Annotated in this window: 22 protein-coding genes; 10 read left to right on the top strand and 12 right to left on the bottom strand. The window is 67.3% G+C overall.

Translation table 11 applies throughout. The features are described from left to right. Positions 1–39 precede the first annotated feature (39 nt). Positions 40–804 (top strand): DUF1906 domain-containing protein, encoded by a 765-nt coding sequence (locus A5764_RS25900; RefSeq protein ID WP_067119336.1) that lies wholly within the window; start codon positions 40–42, stop codon positions 802–804. Here the strand turns inward: A5764_RS25900 and A5764_RS25895 are convergent. The 4 genes from A5764_RS25895 to A5764_RS25880 all read right to left on the bottom strand — a co-directional run bounded on the left by A5764_RS25895 (position 794) and on the right by A5764_RS25880 (position 5,978). Beyond that, the gene (locus A5764_RS25895) at positions 794–1,690 is read right to left on the bottom strand and encodes an alpha/beta fold hydrolase (RefSeq protein ID WP_067119334.1); all 897 of its coding nucleotides are present in this window, start codon (positions 1,688–1,690) and stop codon (positions 794–796) included. The two genes, A5764_RS25900 and A5764_RS25895, sit on opposite strands and share 11 nt — an antisense overlap. Positions 1,691–1,871: 181 nt before the next feature. Then, positions 1,872–4,112 (bottom strand): catalase/peroxidase HPI, encoded by a 2,241-nt coding sequence (gene katG, locus A5764_RS25890; protein WP_067119330.1) that lies wholly within the window; start codon positions 4,110–4,112, stop codon positions 1,872–1,874. 48 nt (positions 4,113–4,160) lie between these two features. Further along, a complete protein-coding gene (locus A5764_RS25885) occupies positions 4,161–4,562 on the bottom strand; it encodes a Fur family transcriptional regulator (RefSeq protein ID WP_067119327.1) in 402 nt (133 codons plus the stop codon). Positions 4,563–4,727: 165 nt separating this feature from the next. Next, a complete protein-coding gene (locus A5764_RS25880) occupies positions 4,728–5,978 on the bottom strand; it encodes an Ig-like domain-containing protein (RefSeq protein WP_067119745.1) in 1,251 nt (416 codons plus the stop codon). Positions 5,979–6,053: 75 nt separating this feature from the next. Here A5764_RS25880 and A5764_RS25875 point away from each other — a divergent pair, with 75 nt between their 5' ends. Together A5764_RS25875 and A5764_RS25870 are read left to right on the top strand one after the other, a co-directional pair. After that, on the top strand, positions 6,054–6,869 hold the full coding sequence (locus A5764_RS25875; protein ID WP_067119322.1) for a hypothetical protein: 816 nt from the start codon (positions 6,054–6,056) through the stop codon (positions 6,867–6,869). Between the two features lie 71 nt (positions 6,870–6,940). Then, positions 6,941–8,461 carry an FAD-dependent oxidoreductase gene (locus tag A5764_RS25870; RefSeq protein ID WP_067119319.1) on the top strand — a complete coding sequence of 507 codons (1,521 nt, stop codon included), beginning with the start codon at positions 6,941–6,943 and terminating at the stop codon, positions 8,459–8,461. Positions 8,462–8,466: 5 nt separating this feature from the next. On the opposite strand, the gene A5764_RS25865 is transcribed toward A5764_RS25870, so the two are convergent. Further along, positions 8,467–9,015, bottom strand: coding sequence for a tat pathway signal sequence (locus tag A5764_RS25865; protein ID WP_067119316.1), 549 nt, complete (start codon positions 9,013–9,015; stop codon positions 8,467–8,469). 38 nt (positions 9,016–9,053) lie between these two features. After that, entirely contained in the window at positions 9,054–10,097 is a 1,044-nt protein-coding gene (locus A5764_RS25860) for a bifunctional 2-polyprenyl-6-hydroxyphenol methylase/3-demethylubiquinol 3-O-methyltransferase UbiG (RefSeq protein WP_067119313.1), read from the bottom strand. Between the two features lie 211 nt (positions 10,098–10,308). Here A5764_RS25860 and A5764_RS25855 point away from each other — a divergent pair, with 211 nt between their 5' ends. From A5764_RS25855 to A5764_RS25840, 4 genes are all read left to right on the top strand, one after another. After that, the gene (locus A5764_RS25855; protein ID WP_067119310.1) at positions 10,309–11,664 is read left to right on the top strand and encodes a PPE domain-containing protein; all 1,356 of its coding nucleotides are present in this window, start codon (positions 10,309–10,311) and stop codon (positions 11,662–11,664) included. Between the two features lie 221 nt (positions 11,665–11,885). After that, the gene (locus A5764_RS25850) at positions 11,886–12,566 is read left to right on the top strand and encodes a C39 family peptidase (RefSeq protein WP_067119307.1); all 681 of its coding nucleotides are present in this window, start codon (positions 11,886–11,888) and stop codon (positions 12,564–12,566) included. Between the two features lie 101 nt (positions 12,567–12,667). Next, positions 12,668–12,991, top strand: a complete 324-nt coding sequence (locus A5764_RS25845) for a DUF732 domain-containing protein (protein ID WP_067119304.1) — start codon at positions 12,668–12,670, stop codon at positions 12,989–12,991. An 83-nt stretch (positions 12,992–13,074) separates the two neighbouring features. Next, entirely contained in the window at positions 13,075–13,890 is an 816-nt protein-coding gene (locus A5764_RS25840; RefSeq protein WP_067119301.1) for an MOSC domain-containing protein, read from the top strand. 4 nt (positions 13,891–13,894) lie between these two features. Here the strand turns inward: A5764_RS25840 and A5764_RS25835 are convergent, their stop codons facing one another. Together A5764_RS25835 and A5764_RS25830 are read right to left on the bottom strand one after the other, a co-directional pair. Next, entirely contained in the window at positions 13,895–14,158 is a 264-nt protein-coding gene (locus tag A5764_RS25835) for a hypothetical protein (RefSeq protein ID WP_369807370.1), read from the bottom strand. After that, the gene (locus A5764_RS25830; protein WP_067119298.1) at positions 14,158–14,403 is read right to left on the bottom strand and encodes a DUF6480 family protein; all 246 of its coding nucleotides are present in this window, start codon (positions 14,401–14,403) and stop codon (positions 14,158–14,160) included. The genes A5764_RS25835 and A5764_RS25830 overlap by 1 nt, the downstream gene beginning before the upstream one ends. Before the next feature lie 239 nt (positions 14,404–14,642). Here A5764_RS25830 and A5764_RS25825 point away from each other — a divergent pair, with 239 nt between their 5' ends. Both A5764_RS25825 and A5764_RS25820 read left to right on the top strand, forming a co-directional pair. Beyond that, on the top strand, positions 14,643–15,200 hold the full coding sequence (locus tag A5764_RS25825) for a CsbD family protein (protein ID WP_067119295.1): 558 nt from the start codon (positions 14,643–14,645) through the stop codon (positions 15,198–15,200). Positions 15,201–15,226: 26 nt separating this feature from the next. Then, positions 15,227–15,907 carry an IF2 family translation initiation factor gene (locus A5764_RS25820; protein WP_067119292.1) on the top strand — a complete coding sequence of 227 codons (681 nt, stop codon included), beginning with the start codon at positions 15,227–15,229 and terminating at the stop codon, positions 15,905–15,907. Here the strand turns inward: A5764_RS25820 and A5764_RS25815 are convergent. The 4 genes from A5764_RS25815 to A5764_RS25800 are packed head-to-tail and all read right to left on the bottom strand — an operon-like array spanning position 15,904 to position 18,670. Next, a complete protein-coding gene (locus A5764_RS25815) occupies positions 15,904–16,458 on the bottom strand; it encodes a thioredoxin family protein (protein WP_067119290.1) in 555 nt (184 codons plus the stop codon). The genes A5764_RS25820 and A5764_RS25815 overlap by 4 nt on opposite strands. Positions 16,459–16,468: 10 nt before the next feature. Then, complete coding sequence (locus tag A5764_RS25810) at positions 16,469–17,119, bottom strand: DUF1345 domain-containing protein (protein WP_067119287.1); 651 nt, start codon at positions 17,117–17,119, stop codon at positions 16,469–16,471. Positions 17,120–17,178: 59 nt separating this feature from the next. Beyond that, positions 17,179–17,841: a cutinase family protein gene (locus A5764_RS25805; protein ID WP_067119284.1), complete on the bottom strand. Its 663-nt coding sequence runs from the start codon at positions 17,839–17,841 to the stop codon at positions 17,179–17,181. 58 nt (positions 17,842–17,899) lie between these two features. After that, positions 17,900–18,670 (bottom strand): class I SAM-dependent methyltransferase, encoded by a 771-nt coding sequence (locus A5764_RS25800; protein WP_067119281.1) that lies wholly within the window; start codon positions 18,668–18,670, stop codon positions 17,900–17,902. Positions 18,671–18,892: 222 nt separating this feature from the next. On the opposite strand from A5764_RS25800, the gene A5764_RS25795 reads away from it, so the two are divergent. Continuing rightward, positions 18,893–20,482: a PecA family PE domain-processing aspartic protease gene (locus tag A5764_RS25795; protein WP_082951916.1), complete on the top strand. Its 1,590-nt coding sequence runs from the start codon at positions 18,893–18,895 to the stop codon at positions 20,480–20,482. The last annotated feature ends 32 nt before the right edge of the window (positions 20,483–20,514 follow it).

The following is a 20,514-nucleotide window of genomic DNA, read 5'->3' as shown; positions in this document are numbered from 1 at the left end:
ATCGCTGGGTGAGTCCAGCCCGCTTGTTACCATCGCGCCGTGCGATCGTTCTCACGCCGCGACGTCCTCAAGTACTCGCCGGTCCTCCTGGGCCTGGGGGCGGCGGCCGCATCGGTCGGAGCGCCCAGGGCCTCAGCCGCCGACCTGCGGCTGATCGATTTCGCCGAGCGCAGGATCGCGCCGGACGAGATCAAAGCGGCGGGCTATGGCGGCGTGGTGAACTATGTGTCCGACTCGCGGCCCGGCGCCAACTTCGAGGCGAAGCCCATCACCAGCGCGTACGCGGACTCGCTGCGCGCCGCGGGTCTTCAGATCGTCAGCAACTTCCAATACGGCAAACCGGGTTGGCCCGACCCGTCGGACTCCACCCGCGGCTACGACGGCGGCGTGGCGGACGCCCAGACGGCCCAGCGACTGCACGCCGCCGCGGGTGGCCCGGGTTCGGCCCCCATCTTCTTCAGCATCGACGACGACATCGACCAAAACTTCTGGAATACCTCTGGGGTGCAATGGTTTCGGGGAATCAACTCGGTGCTGGGCGTGGGCCGCACCGGCATCTATGGCCACGCCCAGGCGTGCGGCTGGGCGATCAGGGACGGCGTCATCGGCAACTCCAGCACCCCGGGCCACCGGTGGGCGTGGCAGACCAGGTCCTGGTCGCACGGGGACCGCGAACCCGCGGCGGTGCTTTATCAGACCGTGGTCAACAGCCCGTCGAACCCGGGACCCTTGCTGGGCGGGATCAACGTCGACGTCGACGAGGTGCTGGCGCCCGATTACGGGCAGTGGGATTTCAATCGCTGACCCGGGCGCTAATGCCCAGGTGTGCCGAACTGTCAGTGGTTTCCTGGGGTGTCGTCGAGGCGATGAAGTCCTCCAGAATTTCCGCCACGGCCATTGGCGCCTCCACGTGCGGGAAGTGCCCGATACCCTCGAGCACCTCGAGGCGACTGCCGTCCAGGGCATCGTGGGCGGCATAGGCGTGCGCGACGGGAATGATCCGATCGTGGTCTCCCCAGATCAGCACGGTGGGCAGGCCGGCTGCGACATGTAGCTTGTTCAGGGCGCTGACGGCCTGGCCGCGGTAGTCCACCACCGAGCGCAGCGTCCGCAAGAACGCCTGGCGAGTTCCAGCATCCGAGAGCGAGGAGTACGCGTACCACATCTGGCCGGCTCGCGGTGCCTGAATCCCCGCCGAGGTCAGCCACGAACCCAGCTTGTTGCCGAGGCTCAGCACCGGTTGCGGTGCGACGATGGGCAGCACCAACTCGGCGCCGGGCGCAGAGAGAAATCGCAGCACCGGACTGAGGTCGGGGCCGAGGCCGCCGCTGCCGATCAGGACCAGCCGCTCGCAATAGTCGCGGTGCTGATGGGCGAACTGCATCGCGATACCGCCACCGAGCGACTGCCCGACCACGGTTGCCCGGTCCACCCCGAGTTCGTCGAGCAGATCGCGCAGAAAGACCGCGAACGCTCCCAGGGAGTAATCGCCGCGCGGCTTCGCGGACATGCCGTGGCCGAGCAGGTCCGGCGCGATGACGCGATATTTCTTCGACAACAGCGGGATGAGCGCCTGCCAGGTCGCCGAACTGCCGGCCATTCCGTGGATCAGCAACAGGACTGGCCCATGCCCAGCATCCCGGTAAGCGATTCGGTCTCCGTGCAGTTCGAGGTACGTCAATTCGTTCATGTCCACCGTTTACCCAGCTTCAGTAGTTGGACGCATCGGCCCTTACCCACGGTACGCAACTTACGCCTTCGTAGGTTACCCACGGGTAATAGTGTGGTTGGCCTCACTTCGCGGTCTGAATTGCCGGCACCCCGCGAGCCGATGGCTCGCGGGGTGCCGCGCGTTATACGCACTCCGGGTGTTACTTGAGGTCGAACCGGTCGGCGTTCATCACCTTGACCCAGGCCGCGACGAAGTCCTCGACGAACTTCCCCTGGCTGTCGTCCTGGGCGTAGACCTCGGACAGCGCACGCAGCACCGAGTTGGAGCCGAACACCAGGTCGTTGGCGGTGGCCGTCCACTTCCGCTGACCCGAGGAGCGGTCGACCACTTCGTAGACGTTCTCCGCCGTCTCCGACGCCTTCCACTCATTACCCATGTCGACCAGGTTGACGAAGAAGTCGTTGGTCAACACTCCGGGCCTGTCGGTGAACACGCCATGCTTGGCGCCGCCATGGTTGGCGCCGAGGGCGCGCAGCCCACCGACCAGCACCGTCATCTCCGGCCCCGTCACGCCCAGCAGGTAGGCCCGCTCCTGCAGCAGCTGCTCCAGCGGCGCCTTCTCGCCGGGGCGGATGTAATTGCGGAACCCGTCGGCCCGCGGCTCGAGCACCGCGAACGACTCCACGTCGGTGTTCTCCTGCGAGGCGTCGGTACGCCCGGGCGCGAAATGCACGGTGATCTCGTAGCCGGCGTCCTTGGCCGCCTTCTCCACCGCCGCCGAGCCGGCCAGGACGATCAGGTCGGCCAGCGAGATCTTCTTGCCGCCCGACGCCGAGTTGTTGAAGTCCTGCTGGATCCCTTCCAGGACGGGCAGCACCTTGTCCAGCTCGGAGGGCTCATTGACCTCCCAGCTGCGCTGCGGCTCGAGGCGCAGCCGCGCCCCGTTCGCGCCGCCCCGCTTGTCGGTGCGACGGAAACTCGACGCCGCCGACCACGCCGTCTTGACCAGCTGGGGAACCGACAGGCCGGACTCGAGCACCTTGCCTTTCAGCGCCGCTACGTCGTTCTCGTCGACCAGCTCGTGATCGACGTCCGGAACCGGGTCCTGCCACAGCTGCGGCTCGGCAATCCATGGCCCCAGGTAGCGGGTGATCGGCCCCATGTCGCGGTGCAGCAGCTTGTACCAGGCCTTGGCGAACGCGTCTTCCAGCTCTTCGGGATGGTCCAGCCAGCGCCGCGTGATGTCGCGATAGATCGGGGACTCGCGCATCGAGATGTCGGTGACCAGCATGGTCGGTGCGCGACCCGGCCCGCCGAACGGGTCGGGGATGGTGCCCGCGCCGGCGCCGTCCTTCGCGACGAACTGCCAGGCATCGGCGGGGCTCTTGGTCAGCTCCCACTCGTAGCCGTACAGCGTCTCCAGGAAGGTGTTGTCCCACTTGGTGGGGGTGGGCGTCCAGACCACCTCGAGGCCGCTGGTGATGGCGTCCTTGCCCACGCCGGTGCCGTAGGAGCTCTTCCAGCCCAGCCCCTGTTGTTCGATCGGCGCGGCCTCCGGCTCCGGGCCCACCAGATCGCCACTGCCGGCGCCGTGAGTCTTGCCGAACGTGTGGCCGCCGACAATGAGTGCGGCGGTCTCCTCGTCGTTCATCGCCATCCGGCCGAACGTCTCGCGGATGTCGATCGCCGCGGCGACCGGATCCGGCTTGCCTTCGGGACCCTCCGGGTTCACGTAGATCAGGCCCATGGTGGTCGCGCCGTAGGGCTGGGAGAGGGAACGCTCGCCGGAGTAGCGCTTATCGGTGCCCAGCCAGGTGTCCTCTTCACCCCACAGGATCTCTTCGGGCTCCCAGACGTCCTCGCGGCCGAAGCCGAACCCAAAGGTCTTGAATCCCATCGATTCCAGGGCACAGTTGCCGGCAAAGATGATGAGGTCGGCCCAGGAGATCTTGTTGCCGTACTTCTTCTTGACCGGCCATAGCAGCCGGCGGGCCTTGTCCAGGCTGACGTTGTCCGGCCAGCTGTTGAGGGGGGCGAAGCGCTGCATGCCCTGGCCGCCGCCGCCGCGGCCGTCGTGAATGCGGTAGGTGCCCGCGGCGTGCCAGCTCATCCGGATGAACAGGCCGCCGTAGTGGCCGTAGTCGGCGGGCCACCAGTCCTGTGAGGTGGTCAGCACCTCGAACACGTCGGCCTTGAGCGCCTCGACGTCGATCTTGGCGAACTCCGCGTCGTAGTCGAAGTCCTCACCGAGCGGATTGCCCTGGGGCGAATGCGGGTGCAGCGTCGTGACGTCGATCTGGTCGGGCCACCAGTCCCGGTTGGTCAGGGGCGCATGCGATTTCGGCTTTGGGGAAGAGATTGCCGGATTTTCGCTCTCACTGGTGCTGCCCGTCTTGCTGTCTTCGTGGGGCGGGCGGCTTTCAGAGATATCGGATGACACAACGTTCCTTTCCGGTGGTGGGTAATGCGGGCTGCGATCACGGAGTGATCAGGAATCTGCGGTCGAGCAGTCGGGGCACAGACCCCAATAGATGACTTCGGCCTCGTCGAGAACGAAGCCATCCAGAACGTTGTCGTCCGATGGGGTCAGGCAGGGCGCCTCGCCGACCGCGCAGTCGACGTCGGCGATGACGCCGCAGGAGCGGCACACGACATGGTGGTGGTTGTCGCCGACGCGGGCCTCGTAGCGGGCGACCAGGCCCAACGGCTGAATCCGCCGAACCAGACCCACGGCGGTCAGCGCATTGAGCACGTCGTAGACGGCCTGGCGGGACACATCGGGAAGGCCGACGCGGACCGCCGAGAAGATCGATTCGGTGTCGGCGTGCGGATGCGAGTGCACCGCCTCCAGGACGGCGATCCTGGGCCGGGTCACACGCAGATCGGCCATCCGCAGTTGTTCCGCGTGCTCAGCCGTTGAGGACACATTTGCCAATATGCCACTTATCTGGATTCAGTCAAGACTCTCTTCGAGGACGGCGCACAAATAGGCGGTGAACCGTGCGCGCGGCGGCATGAACGACCTTGCACGAAAGGGAAACTGCGCCCGCCGGCCTTACGAGGCGGGCTTCAGGGCGCTGCCGTTGCGCCACTGATCCCAGCTGAGCGTCCAGTCGCCGTTTTGTGCCAGGGTCAGCGGCGGGCCGCCGCTGTTGCGGATCTCCACCACGTCACCCGGCACCGAGAAGTCATAGAACCATTTGGCGTTGCCGGCGTTGAGGTTCAGACAGCCGTGCGAGGTGTCCTGGTGGCCCTGGGCCCAAACCGTCGCGTCCAGCTCGTGCAGATAGATGCCGTCGCTACTGATCTTGGTGGCCCAGTTGATGGTCTCGCGGTAGCCGAGCCGCGAGTTCTTGGGCAAGCCGAACGTCGAGGAATCCATCACCACCGGGTTGCCCTTGTCGAGCACGGTGTAGATGCCCGGGGGAGTCCACAACGAGATGGTGCGCCCGCCGACGTTTTCGGTGCCGCCCATTCCCATGGACGTGGGCATGGTGCGCACCAGGGCCCCGTTGTTGAAGACGCTGACCTGATGGGTGGCGTCGTCGGCAATCGACACGTGCGCGTCGCCGATCCGGAACGAGACCCGGGTGTCGTCTTGCCCGAATAGCCCGCTGCCCAAGGAAATTCCGTAGATCTTGGCTTCGGCGGTCACCGTCGTGCCCGGCGCGTAGTAGTGCTCGGGTCGCCAATGCGCGTTCTGGTTGTCCACCCAGTACCACGAGCCCTGCGCCGTCGGGTTGGTGGTCACGTGCAGCTGCCGCTCGGCGGCTGCCCGGTCGGCGATCTGCTCGTCGAAGTGGGCGACGACGACCGTTCCCACGCCATAGGTGCCGCCGTCGTGCAGCGCGGCCTCCGACGTGGTGGTAAACGTCACCTTGGTCTGGTTGGACGGCTGCAGCGTGGAGAACGACGAAACCTGTGTGCTATCAACACCATTGGCCCCGTGACTGGTGACGGTCAGCGTGTAGGTGCGCCCGTAGCCGAGGGGCACGGTGGGCTTCCAGACGACGTTGTCCGGGGTCATGACGCCGTCGACCGGCTTGCCGCTCTCGTTGACCATGCGGACGTCCACCAGCGTCCCGCCATCGGCCTTGACCAGCACTGGCGCCACCGGGTCGACGTCGCGTGCACCCGAGGCAGGGGTGACGCTTATTCGTGCCGGCTCAGGCGGTTTCGAAGCAACCCCGTGCTGCGCGCATGCGCCCACCACCCCGACGACGACGAACAGGGCCAGCAGGAACCGACGAGGCCAGCCGACGCCCCGCGCTCGCCGGACGAACCCGCCGCTGGTCTCGGATTTCATCTCGCTGTCAGATCCCATGTTGTGCTGTAAGTAGCCCAGGGTGTTCTCGCCGAAACGTGACGCGAGAATGGCGTCATGGCCGACGACGAACTCGACAGTCTGTACTTGGCGGAGCCGGAGGCTTTCACCGCGCGGCGCACCGAATTGGTCGCCGCGGCCAAGAAGCGCGGCGACGATGCCGCCGCCAAACGGATCTCCGCGGCGCGCAAACCAACGACGGCGGCCTGGATCGTCAACCGGCTCGCGCTGTCGGACAAGGACGCCAAACGGCGCCTGGCGGACCTGGGCGACCGCCTGCGCGCCGCACACGCCGAGATGGACGGCGAAGGCATCCGGGAACTGTCGGCCGAGCAGCACAAGCTGATCGGCGAGCTCGCGCGGGCGGCGTTCGAAGCCGCCGATGCCAAGCAGCCTTCGTCGGCGGTCCGCGACGACGTGACCAGCACCTTGCAGGCCGCGGTCGCCGATCCCGACGTGACGGCGCGCCTCGGTCGACTGGCCAAGCCCGAGCGATGGTCGGGTTTCGGCTCGTTCGGCGATGCGGTGCCGGTGCTCACCGCCTCGCGGAAGGCGAAGGGCGAATCCGAGCGATCGCGGCCGCAGCCGGCAAAGCAACCGCCGCGCGAGGCGGCCGCCCAGCGCCGTCTCGAAAAGCTGACCGCGGCCGTGACCGCCGCCGAGCACGACAAGGCCGAAGCCGACGCCACGCTCGAGGAGAGTCAGGCGGAACGCGATGCGGCTCGGCAGCGTCGTGACGAAGCGCTTGTGGCCCTGCGTAGGGCGGAGCGCGAATTCAGCACGGCCGAGGACAAATTCGAGAAGGCCAAGCGCGCCAGCCGTGCCGCCGCCGATTTGGTGAAAGAGGCCAAGGCCCAGCTCAAGCGCTCGTAGGCGGGGTTGAGCGGCCCGGTTTTCGATGCACGGCCCGTTTCCCAGCGGGCTGCCGGGGTATTAGCACAGCCGTGACTTCTTTATGGTTGGCCGATCGGGCCGAACAGCCTTGGGCCGCAAGCCAGCTTGACGAGCTTGGCCAGGCTCCGCGTTCCGCCGATGTCATCGTCGTGGGCGCCGGTATCACCGGGCTCATGACCGCCGTGCTGCTGGCCCGCGCCGGCAGGGACGTACTGGTCCTGGAGGCGCGCACGGTGGGGGCCGGCGCGACCGGAAACACCACCGCCAAAATCAGCCTGTTGCAGGGCACCCACCTCTCCAAGGTGCTGCCCAGGCACGGCCGGGACCTGGCGCGCGCGTACATCGACGGCAACCGGGAAGGCCAGGATTGGGTGATCAACTACTGCCAGTCCAACGGCATCGCGGTGCAGCGCGAGGACGCCTACACCTACGCCCAGTCCGCCAAAGGCGTGTTTTCCGCCCGCGCCGAGCTGAAGGCGTGCGAAGCGGTTGGCCTGCCCGTCGTGTGGGACGACGCAGCCGACGTGCCGTTCTCCTACCACGGGGGCGTGCGGCTGCCCGAACAGGCGCAGTTCGACCCGATGCCGTTCCTGGACTCGTTGGCCACGGAGCTGCTCGACCGCGGCGGACGCCTCGTCGAGCACACCCGCGTGCGGCGGGTGTCGGCCCGTGGCAAAGGGGTCCACGTGCACGTCAACGACGCCGCGCAGCAGGACGTCGAACTCGAGGCGGGCCAGCTGGTGCTCGCCACCGGCATCCCGATCCTGGATCGCGGCGGTTATTTCGCGCGGGTGAAGCCGAGCCGGTCCTACTGCCTGGCGTTCGAGGTCCCGGGAAACATCACGCGGCCGATGATGATTTCCACCGACTCGCCGACCCGCTCAGTGCGCTACGCGCCCGCCGCAGACGGGGAGCGACTGATCGTGGGCGGCGCCGGCCACACCGTGGGTCGCAAGAAGAGCCCGTCCAAGGCGCTCGAGGAACTGTCGTCGTGGGCACGCAAGCACTACCCGGGCGCCGTGCAAACCCATTTCTGGTCGGCGCAGGACTACACGCCCATCGACCAGTTGCCGTACGTCGGACCCATCCTGCCCAACACCGAAACCATCTTCATCGCAACGGGTTTCAATAAATGGGGAATGACGAACGGGGCCGCCGCGGCGCTGGCGTTGTCCAGCCGCATCCTGGGCGGGCGGATGGACTGGGCCCGCGCGTTCGCCAGCTGGAGCCCCCATGAGCTGACGGGGCTGTTCACCGCCGTGCAGTTCAACGCCGAGGTGGGATTCGACTTGGCGAAGGGCTGGATCACCCCGGTGACACGCACCGGCCGCCGCGACCCCGTCAACGGCGAAGGCGGCGTGGTGAGCGGACCCCCGTGGCACCTGGAGGCCCGCTGCCGAATCGACGGCACCGAACACCGCGTTTCGCCGGTGTGCCCACACCTGGGTGGGATCGTGAACTGGAACGATGCCGACAAGGCGTGGGAATGCCCGTTGCACGGGTCGCGGTTCGCGCCCGACGGCACCTTGCTGGAAGGGCCGGCCACCCGCGATCTGACCGCATCACGCTGAGACCGTCACACCTGACGCCATGACGGCTGCGCAGGGTCGACCAGCTTCTGATCGACGGGGCCTACCCCGAAGACGGCGATCACCGCCGGGTCGGGTTGGTCTGCCGGAACGCCATCGTAATGCGGCGTATGCGCGGCCCGCTTCACAAAACCACCCGGGCCGACGGGAACCGCGTCCTGCGGCTGAAAGTCATTGCCGCTGTTGACAAACCAGGTACCGAACACCACCACCTGGATCCGGTCGGTCGCATAGGTGTGCGGTGCGCTGAACCAACCCGGATTCCACTTCATCACGACCAAATAGGGCCCGGGCTTGTCGAAATCGCCGTATAGCTTGGCCATTTCGCCGCTGTGCGGCGGCAGGTTGCCCCAGGGCTGAAACCCGATTTGTTCGTACGGCTGGACGAAGGTTTCGGCCGGATCCGGACCCGTCTTGTGTGGCGGCGACAACGCGATGTCTGCCATGTTGCCCGTCTTGTCACCCGCACCTAGCGCCGCAACCAACAGCGGCGCCGCCATGAGCAGCGACCGGCGGCTCGATTCCATCTCACCCATCAGATGCCCCTCAATATCCGGCTGATCAACGATAAGTTTCAGGCCAGCTTCCGGTAGACAAGCCAGCGCAACTCGATCGGCGACTCCTCGCGCGTGACATCGAACACGTCGAGACCGCTGGCCCACCCCTCGAACCAGCCCGTGGGCGGCCAGGCCCCTTCCGGTAGGTGGGCCTTCTCGTACTCGTAGGCCGAGTCGTCGGCCACCAGCTCAAGAGGCAGCTCGGCGGCCGCCGCGGTCACCTCGGTGCGCGTGAAGATCATGGTGTTGCACTGCTGCCCGAGTTCGAGCGCCGTGCTGTCGGGGGTGTAGCCCGGCCGCGTCAGGAAGGCGTTGAACACCAAATATCCGCCGGGGGCCAGGCAGTCCGCGGCGAGTTCGAACACCCCCCGCAACTCGTGGGTGGTCCGAAAGTCCGGCACCACCTCGGACAGCACCATCAGCTGGTATTCGTCGTGGACGCCTTCCACGGCCGTGAAGACGTCGCTCTGGATGACGCGCACGCCAAGCGATTGGCTTTCGGCCTCCGAGCGCATCACCTCGGCGAACTTCGGCGCCATTTCTACCGCGTCCACCGGATGGCCTCGCCGAGCCAGGGCCAGCGCATTGCGCCCGGTTCCCGCGCCGATGTCCAGCACCCGATAGGCGCTCGGGTCGGCTGCCTCGCCGGCCAGCGCCATCACGCGCGCGTCGGGTTCGGTGCCGAACAGCGGCGGCGGACGGGTCGCAACCCAGTGGTCGTAGTCGGCCTCGACGGTCCGCCATTCGGCCGTGACGCGGTAGTTCAGGCCCGTTCCGAACGGAACCTGGAACGAGATCACGACGTCCGAACGCTGGGACGCCTTGAAGGACTTCGCCAGCTCAGCCTCCAGCACCGTCCTGAGCTGAACGGACTGCTCGGAGGAGTACCAAACGCCCAGGGTGGCGCAGAGGTTGCGGCACAGCTGGACGTACTCGTCGAGCATGCCGGGGACAGCCGGCACCGCGATCTGGCCCTCGGCCATTGTTCGGCGGTACATCCGCCTGACCATCGCTTCGCGCAGCGTCGAGGAATCGAAAGATTTGGGGGGCGGCTCGTCCACCAGACCCTTCTACCGCACCGCGTGCCAGGCCGCACAGCGGGAGGGTCCGGCGCCTCCGCTGATGCAGTCGGCGCGGTGCCGGCCATTTGTGGACGCGGGAGATGTAGTACTAGAGGAACGCGATTGGTTGCTGGTCCCGCGCCGCCCAGTACGCCGTCACGGAAGCCGTCAGCGGGCCTGACGGCCGTTCGAACCGATCGGAGGGAACGTCATGGATTTCGCGCTACTGCCCCCGGAGCTGAATTCCGCGCGGATGTATGCCGGCCCTGGTTCGGGACCGATGTTGGCCGCCAGCGTGGCCTGGGAGGGACTCGCCGGCGCCCTGCATTCGGCGGCGAGCTCGTATCAGTCCGAGATCGCCGTGCTGACCGCCGGACCCTGGATGGGCCCTTCGGCGGCGGCCATGGCCGCCGCGGCCGCGCCCCATGTGGCGTGGACCAGAATGGCCGCCGCACAGGCGGAGGAGGCCGCCAACCAGGCCAAGGCCGCGGCCGCCGCCTACGAGACGGCTTTCGCGGAAACGGTGCCGCCGCCGGTGATCGCCGCCAACCGCGCCCTGCTGATGGCCTTGGTCGCGACCAACATCTTCGGCCAGAACACCGCGGCGATAGCCACCACCGAGGCCCAGTACGCCGAGATGTGGGCCCAAGACGCCGGCGCCATGTACGGCTACGCCGATGCGTCGGCGGCGGCGACGACGATGACGCCGTTTTCTTCGCCGCCGCAGAGCACGAATTCGGGCGGTCCGGCCGCCCAGGCCGCGGCGGTGGCGCAAGCCACGGGCACCTCCGCCGGAAACGTGCAGAGCAGCGTGTCCAGCGTCCCGCAGGCGATCTCCGCGGTGCCGAATGCCCTCACCAGCCTCGCGGCCCCGGCCCAAGCCACGCCGCTTGACCTGCTGGACCTGATCAATCTCTTGGGCAGCCTGAGCGGGATCTTCGTCGACCCCGAGATCAGCGCGGCGGGACTTGCGGCCGACACAACCCTGGGAACGACGGCGCTGCCCTACGACATCGGCGGTTACTACGTCGGTATCCACACCGACGACATCGTCAGTGGCTGGGCGGGAATTCAGACCTGGCCCGGCTCGGCGCCCGTGCCCCCGACGCCGTTCCCGGTGATCACCAACTTGGCAGGCGGATCGGCGGTGTCCGCGGGCATCGGTGAGGCGAAGACAATTGGGGCACTGTCGGTTCCGCCGGCATGGACCTACGAGACGACGATGATCCGTCCGCTTGCGGTGGCGTTGCCGGCCGCCGGCGTCGGCGCCGCGGAAGCCACGGCCGGGAGCGCGGGAAGCTTGTTCAGTCAGATGGCCCTGGCGAGTATGGCCGGGCGCGCGATGGCCGGCACCGGCCCCGGCACCGGCGGCGGCCCGGCCCGCCGGGAGCGGATCGGGATGCCCACAGTGCCCACAGCGGCTGAGAAGGGGCCGCCGCAAGTCCCAGAGGGAGGGCCTGTCACGAGCATCGCAGCCGAGTTACGTGAACTGGCATCCCTGCGCGACTCGGGAATCCTCACCGACGAGGAATTCACCGAGCAGAAAAGGCGCCTGCTCGCTCATTGACCCCGGGGCAAATTGTGCATCACGGCAATAGTTGCCAATTGATTCGTTATCGCCTTATGTACCCGACCGGTAACCCGGCGTATTCGATCGGTTCGCATTCGGGCAACCGGCGAACGCCGGTCGGTCTCCACTAAATGCAGATTTGTATCGGCGTCATTCCACCGGCCGAAGTGCTACGGTTTGCACGCAATTCGAAATCTCCGCGGGCCTCGAGAGCCATCATGTCCAATTTCGGACGCGCAAGAGCGGCGCGCACCGCATTGGTGGTCGCGTGTATCGGTCTGGCCTGGTTTGTCGCGCCCTGTACCCCGCCGGCGACGGCCGCCAGCGGCGTGTACGGCAACCCGGAGGCGGCCGCCAAGTATTGGCAGGCGCAGTCGCTCGAGGACAACTGCGGTCTGGTGTCGGTGGCCGACGTGGTGGGGGAGGTGACCGGCCAGTCGCCGACCGAGAAGCAGATGATCAAGCTGGCCCAAAACACGCCCTCGGGAACCAACCCGGGCCCGATTTACGCCCCACGCGACGACCCCAGCCACTCCAACGGCAACGGCGGGATCGAAATGGCGGACGAGGTCGTGCTGCTCGGCCACTTCGGGATCAAATCGGCCATGATGTGGGATGCACACCCCGAACAGACCGGGCTACCGGCGCTGGAGCAGTACCTGAGCAACCACCGCAAGGTCATCGCCTGGGTCAATTCCGCGATCATCTGGAACACCAGCGACGAGCGCAGCAAGGCCGATCACTTCCTGGTCGTCACCGGCGTCGACACCAATCAAGAGATCGTTCACCTCAACGACCCCGGCGCCGACCACGCCGACGAGCAGGTCAGCATCGCCACCTTCACCAAGGCGTGGCACACGGGGCAGGAGTCCATCGTCGTCACTTCGGCAACCGGCTGAGCAAAGGCGCCGCCACGAATTTCGCCATTTTTAATAATTGTGCTCGGCGACGGCCCATATACTGGCGGCACCCTCGACGCCGACAGAAAAGAAGGCATGAAATGTTTGCACCTCGTTGGCTGGCCAAACTCACTATCCCCGTGATCGTTGGCGCTGCCCTCACCACTGGCACCGGGATTGCGATGGCCGACAGCAACGACGACACATATCTCACCAAACTGAAGAGCCTCGGATTCACGTGGACGTCTGGGGGCGACTCCGACATCGTTGCACTGGGACACCAGATCTGCGCGGAGCGCATGTCTGGCAAAACGCCAGATGCGATCGCCACGGATACCCACGCCAACCTGAGTTCAAAGGGCTACTCATTCGCGGACGTCACCGGGATGGTCAGCGCCGCGGAATCCGTTTACTGCCCGGGTTAGTCGTCGCCCGGCCCGACGCGCAAGCCTGAGGGCGGTACTGTTTCCATAACCGTGTGGGCAATACCGCTGGGTGGGAACGTGTCATGGAAGCACCGATGCGGGTGGAGAGCTTGCGCCGCTACCCGGTGAAGTCGATGCTCGGCGAAACCGTGGACAGCATGTTCGTCGACGAGCACGGCGCCGAAGGGGACCGGCGGCTGGCACTCGTCGACACCGAGACCGGTTACGTGGCCAGCGCCAAGCAGGCGCGGCTGTGGCGCGGGCTGTTGAAGTGCACCGCCAACGCCGATACCGGGCGGGTCAGCATCGGGCTGCCCGACGGAACGCAGGTCGAGGCGGACGACCCGCGCATCGACGAACTGCTCTCGAAACTGTTGGAACGCAGGGTCCGGCTGGTCAGCAAGCGACCCCACGGCGCCACGGTGGAACGCCCCGACCCGGAGAAGTTGCTCGAGCTCGGCTTGGACGCCGAGGTCGGCGGCCGCATCCTTCAGATCGCCCAGGCGACCCCGGGTGACTCGTTCACCGACGACGCCCCGTTGCACGCGATCACCACGGCCACCCTCGAGCAGATCGGCGTCGAGGCCCTGCGCTACCGGCCCAACCTGGTGATCGCGACCCCGGCCGGCTACCCGCCGTACACCGAAAACCACTGGAACGGCAGGGAATTCAGCATCGGCGAGACGCGGATGCGGGGCCTGCCCGCCACCACACGATGCGTAGTGCCCACCCTCGAACACGGCCCACTGCCACGGGCCCCGCAGGCACTGCGCACGCCCGCGCTCGAGAACCGTTGGAACGCAAGCGGTTCCGGAGGGCAGCCGTGTGCAGGGGCATACCTCGAGGTAATGAGGCCCGGCATCATTCGCGTCGGCGACCCCGTCACCATCGCTCCGTAGCGCGTCAGGCGCCCAGATTGCGCACGGCCGTGTCGAGGTCCTCGGCCTGCTCGGCCAGCTCACGATCCGAGAGCTCGCCGCCGCCCGTTCGCTGCACCACGTCGTCACGCGTCGCGATCTGCAGCGCGCCTCGGTAATCGGCCGAGTCCAATTGCGCCGGCGTGACGACCTCGATGCGGCCCTCGATGGCGACCAGCGCGGCATCCGGTTCCCGGGCGGCCAGCAGCCGCCGCACGTGTTCGGCTTTGACCGTCAATGGGTTCGACATCAGCTCGCTCCAACCATTTTCAGGACCAGCAGCACCGCGACCGCGAGGAATACCACGACGAAGACGCAAACGGCGACGACGGTCAGCACGGAGCCAGGGGTGAATCGCCGGGTGTTGGGCGGCTGCGGCTGGGCCACACCCGAGGTCTGCGGCGCGGCCGGCGGGGTGGTTCCCGGGGCGACACCGCCACCCGTCTCGAGCCCGGGCGTTTGGACGGGATCAGGATCGGGAGGTTGCGCGGTCATCGCTGATACCGGTCCTTTCGGGGCTTCCAGCTCGGATGGGGCGGCTTTGGCTCCCGGCCCCATCACCACCCGAATGCTGCGATACCCGGCCAGTCGGCGCCCAAACCCGCAGGTCGGATCCGAGCCGGGCAGTGACCCAGGCCACACGAATGTTTGAGGACCCGGCCCTGTGGAACCACTGGCAGAGAACAACCAATCGATTCGCGGCAGTTGCTGGCTAACGCCCGAAGGAGACTTTTATGAGCGAGCACGAGAAGGCCGACGAAGCCCGCAAGGGCCTCGTCGACTCGGTGAAGGGCAAGGCGAAAGAGGTTATCGGCGCTGTTACCGGGAACGATTCGCTCACTGCCGAGGGGCAGCTCGAACAGACCCAAGCCCGCCAACGCAAAGAGGCCAACAGCGCTGAGGCCGTCGCCGAGGCCGAGGCCGAGCGCGCCCGGGCCGAGGCGGCCGAAGCCAAAGTCGAAGGCGCCCAACAGCGCATTGCGGCCAACGCGCAGGCCGTGGCGGCCGAAGATTCGATCGAAGCCCAGCAGGCCGCACAAAAGCGCGCGGCCGAGCAGGCGGCTCAACAAACCGCGGTCAGGGAAATGACCCAGGCCGAGCTGAATGCCCAACGCGAGGCTCAGCGGGCGAAGGCCGAGGAGCGCGAGGAAAAGCGTGACGCCACAGCGGAAGTCGTCGACGCCGCCGCCGAGCATCAAAGCTCGGTGCAGGCGGCCGCGAACGAAAAGCTGGAAGCCGAGCGCCTCCGTCGCCACGCCGACGACGTGGCCAACGAAGCCGACCTGCCCTGACACGGGGCCAGACACAGGAGCAGTTGATGAAAATATCCGAAGTCCCGTTTGCACTGCTGCGGTTTAACTACCAGCTCGCCCGCTTTCCACTGCAGGTGATCGAGGAGCGGGTGGTCACCCGAATCGGCACCGAAGCGCCGGCGCGACTGTTTTACGAGCGCTCGCTGGGCATGCTCGACGCCACAGTCGGCAACGCTCTGGGTGACCCGGAGCTCGTCGAGCGCGGGACGGCGCTGGTCGAGCGCACAGACGCGCTGAGTCGTGCGGCGAAGCTCGACGCGAAGGCGGAGACCACGCGCGAGCAGGCCAACAGCAAGCTGGAGCGCACCCGTGACCAGGCAGTCGCGGACCGGCAGGAGGCGGAGGCGGCGACCGAGCAGGAGATCAAGGAGGCCCGCGCCGCCGCCGAGCAACGCAAGCGTGACGCGGCCCGGTCCGCCCAGAAGCGCAGCGCCTCGGCCAAACAGCAGGCGGACAAGGTGGCCGCCGAACGCAAGGACGCTGTCAAAACGACCAAACGCCAAGTCGAGTCGACGACGCGGTCCGTCGAGAAGGCCGCCGCCAAAGCCGCCGAGGCCAGGCTCGACGATGCCGAGGAGAAGCTGGGCGAGGCCGCGGCCAAGCGCGCCGAGGCGGAGCGGGTGGCCGAACTGGCTACCGCCGAGAAGCAGAAGCGCCAGGCCGAGCGGTCGAGCGGGTCTAGTTAGGCCTCACGCCACTTGATGCCGCACCCGATCGACGGCCGTTGGTTCGGATCGACGGGCCGGCCGGCGAGCACCGCGTCGACGGCCGCCCGAACGTCGGCGGCGGTCACAGGCTGGCCGTTTTTCGGGCGAGAGTCGTCGAGCTGGCCGCGGTAGACGAGCCGACGCTCGCCGTCGAAAACGAACGTGTCGGGGGTGCACGCCGCGGAGAAGGCGCGGGCGACGTCCTGGGTCTCGTCGTAGAGGTACGGAAACGTCCAGCCGTGGCGGCGCGCCTCTTCGACCATCTCGTCGGGGCCGTCCTGCGGGTAGGTGACGACGTCGTTGCTGGAGATGCCGACCATCGCGACGCCCTTGTCCGCGAGGTCGCGGCCCAACTCGGCGAGCCCGGACGCGACGTGCTTGACGTAGGGGCAGTGGTTGCAGATGAAGGTAATGACGAGCGCGGGGCCGGTGAGGTCGTCGAGGCTGACCGTGGCGCCGGAGGCCGGCTCGGGTAGCGAAAACGACGGCGCGGGGGTGCCGAGGGCGAGCATGGTGGATTCGATGGCCATGGCAGCGAGGCTAGACCTTGGAACCGAGCCCGGCGATCAGGTTGACCGTGACCGCCAGCACCACCGCCCCGAGCAGGTAGGACAGCAACGCATGGCGCAACACCGTCGCCCGGATCGACGTCAACCCGATCTCGGTGTCGGACACCTGGAACGTCATGCCGACCGTGAAGGCCACGTAAGCGAAGTCGCGAAAGCGCGGCCGCTCCGGGTCGTGGAAGTTGATTCCGCCGGGTTCGCCGGAGTAATAGAGCCGCGCGTAGTGCACCGTGAACAGGGTGTGCACGGCGAACCACGACGCCGCGACGGTCAGGATGCCCACCAGGGCGGCCCCGAGCGCCTCGGTACCGGAGCGGGACCCGGCCGCCACCACATAACCGACCCCGAACAGGCTCGCGACGCTGGCCGAGAGGATGACCGCGTCGGCGACCCATCGGGTGGGGTCCTCGCGGGTCACGTATTCGGAGGTTCGGTCGGCGTCCATTCCGACGATGATCAGCAGCGTCCACACCACGTACACGCCGGCGGTGACGACCCAGCCGACGAGCGCGAATCGCCACCCGGCGGTGTTGCCCACCGTGATGGCGACGGCCACTCCCAGCAGCACGGCAATGAAGATCCGAACCGCGACGGTGTCGCGGGACAGTACAAGTAGGGATTTCACAAATCCTGGCCTAGCACCCGACCTAAACACCCGCACCCATCGCCACGCAGCCGGCCGCGCTAGGTGTTGGGACCGCCCCGGCCGAGCCTGTTGGCCGCGAAGGTGGCGGCCTGGGCGGTCATCCCGGACTGGATGTAGGAAACGTGCGCCATGATGTTGCCGCCGGCCGAGCAGATCGGGTCGTCGGGCGCGCACAGGCTGATGGTCCTGCCGGCGAGCACCGGGTTGATCGTCGGCAGCGGCTGGCCACCCCACAGCATGCTGGAGAACCCGCTGGACGGCTCACCGAACAGGGCGACGGCGGCGACGCGATCGGCCACCGGGGCCGGCAGCACCTGGCTGGCGAGGTCGATCACGGTCGAGCCCTGCGAATACCCGCCGAGCACCATTTTCGTGTTGGGGCAGCTGGCGGCGACGTCCTGGATGTGCGCGCTCGCGTCATTGGAGCCGGCCGTTGCGCTGTTGTGGTAGTCGTCGTTCGCCGGGTAGTTGACCGCGTACGCACTGACGGAGCGCCCACCGACCTGCGACGTGAGCGAGTCCACGAACGCCTGGCCGACGTCGGCGAGGCCGGGCTCCTGATGGGTGCCGCGCGCCCACACCACCGCGACGTCCGTACATGGGTCGGCGGACGCGGCGGGAGCCTGGATGGGCGCGCACAGCAGCGCCCACGCCGTCACAGCCGAAATTCCAACGATGCGAGCAAGTCTGCGTGCACTCATCGCCAAAGCCTGACACACCGCCGCCACCGATGGTGCGCCCGGTGTGGTCTGCCGACCGTTAACACGCGGCGGCGCGGGCGATCCGATCGGCGCGCCAACACGACGCGCGCATCGGTACGTCGATCACGTCGGCCCCGGGGAATCGCTCCGCCAGGGCGGCGCCCGCATCGGCCAGCTTGCGCGCGCGGTCGTCGGGCGACGCGACGATGACCCCGCTGTAGGTGCCCAACATCGCGACGACGTCGGCGACCGTCATCGTTCGCACGAATCGGAACGTCTCGCGGGCGATGTTGTGGAAGATCGGCGGCTCCGGGAGAACCACGTCCAGGCGCCGCCGGATTCGGTCGTCCGGTTGCGCGTCGGACGAGTCCACGCTGGGCAGCCGGACAAGATTGCGCACCCAGTCCACCTCGCGGTCACGGCTGGTCCAGATCACGCCGAACCGACCGCCGTCGCGCAGCACCCGACCGATCTCCGGGACGGCGCGCTCGTGGTCCATCCAATGCCAGGCCGACGAGACGAACACCGCGTCGGCGGACGCGTCGGGAAGCGGAATCGACTCGCCGCGGCCCTCGACGACGCGCACTCCCGGGGAGCGTGCCGTCAACACCTCCCGCATCCGCGCATCGGGCTCGACCGCGATGACCTGCGCGGCACGGTCCACCAGCGTGCGGGTGAACAGTCCGGTGCCGGCGCCGACATCGACGGCCACCTGGCATCCGGGCGGCACCAGCCAGTCCACCGCCTCCTGCGGCGGGTGCGGCCGCAGCCCGTCGTAGTCCTCGGCGATAGTTCCGAAGGACATCGCGCGTTCTTGGCGATCGGTCACAGCCGCCACCGTAGCCCGCTTGCCCTCAGCACCGCGGGTTACATGAAGCGGAGGTTGTTGGGATGGAAACGGTTGGGTGAATTCCGAGATTTTTCGGCCAGGTTTTCCTAGAGTCTGGCATGCCGGCCCTGTGACGCGTCCGACCGTCAGAAATGTGGCGTGAGGTGCTCGTCCCGGTGATAGAGCGTGGATCCATGGGGTTAGAGGGAAGGACACCGGGGGATGAGTTTTCTGACGTCGCCGCCAGAGATTATTTCGTCGCTGTTGCATGCGGGCGCGGGCCCCTCGCCGATGCTGGCCGCCTCCGCGGCCTGGGATGGGCTGGCCACCGAGTTGGGTTCGGCGGCGCAGTCGTTTTCGTCGATCACCTCCGGGTTGGCCTCCGACGCCTGGCAGGGAGCCGCGTCGGCGGCGATGGTGTCGACCGCCGCGCGGTACACCGGGGTGCTGAGTGCGGCGGCGTCGCAGGCGCAAACGGCCGCCGCGCAAGCACAGGCCGTCGCCGGCGAGTTCGAGTCCGCGCTGGCCGCGACGGTGCACCCCGCGTTGGTGAGCGCCAACCGGAACCAGCTGGTGCAGCTGGTGTTCTCGAACCTGTTCGGGCAAAACGCACCGGCGATCGCCGCCACGGAAGCCACGTACGAGGAAATGTGGGCGCAAGACGTGTCCGCGATGATCGGCTACCACGGTGGCGTTTCGGCGGCCGCGGCGCAGCTGCCGTCCTGGCCCGCGGCGGCGCAGGCCCTGCCGGCCCAGGCGTCCGCCGCGATCGCCAACCCGGTGGGCACCGCGCTGAGCTCGCTGAGCCCCGCCGCTAGCGACCCCATTTCCGGGCTGCTCGGGCCGATCGAGCAGAACTTGAACGGCGTCGTCGGCCAGGTCGAACATCAACTCATCAACGTGATCAATGCACCCACCGACCTGTTGTTCGGACGCGAGCTGATCCCCAACGGGCCGCAAGCGACCGGCGGCAGCGCGACGATAAATGGCAACACGGCAACCGCTCCGCTGACGATCGTCGGCGGTACCGAGCCGATCGTGAACGCCTCCGTTGGCGGCGGAGCCCCTGCGCCGCTGCTGGTAGACACCGGATCCACGGGCCTTACCATCCCATTCCAAAAAGTCGGGGGGCTATTAGGCGTACTTCAGCTCGGCGTACCCACCGGACTTGGTGTCGGCGGGTACAGCGGCGGAATCGACTACCTCTACGCCACATACAACGCACCGGTGAATTTCGGGGGCGGACTCGTCACCGCCAGGACGCCCGTCAACGTCGAATTCTTCGCATGGCCAAACTCCATCCAGTCGCTGATGAACAACGGCCTCACGTACCAGTCCTACTTTGCTAGCGACGGTGCGGCGGGCGTTTTAGGCGTCGGGCCAAATGCCGGGGGCCCGGGCCCCAGCATTCCGACCCAGGCGTTGCCGGCACCCTTCAATCAGGGTCTGCTCATCGATCAACCCGCTCATCAGCTTGTGTTCGAAGCGAACCCGGGACCCGGGATAGCCACGCTTAACGGGTCGCCGATTACCAACCTGCAAGTAAGCGTCGGTAATGGGGCACCCGTAACCGTTCCGTCGATAGTCGACTCCGGTGGTGTCGAGGGAACCCTCCCGTTGGGCCTGAACGCCCAACCGGGACAGACGATTACCGTCTCCGCCCCGGGCGGTCCGGTGCTGTACTCGTTCGTTTACGGCGGGACCTACTTCCCAACACCAATCTCCAGCGGATTGATGAACACCGGGAACCTCCTTTTCGCGCAGCACCCGGTGTACATCAATTACGGCGCTAACACCACAACCATTTATTAGCGCGTCGCCGTGACCGAACCGAGTTTCGCCGC

It is taken from the genome of Mycobacterium sp. 852002-51057_SCH5723018 (genome assembly GCF_001667035.1).
Lineage (GTDB): Bacteria > Actinomycetota > Actinomycetes > Mycobacteriales > Mycobacteriaceae > Mycobacterium.
The sequence above is the reverse complement of the archived record's forward strand: the minus strand, read 5'-3'. Positions and strand labels throughout refer to the sequence as shown.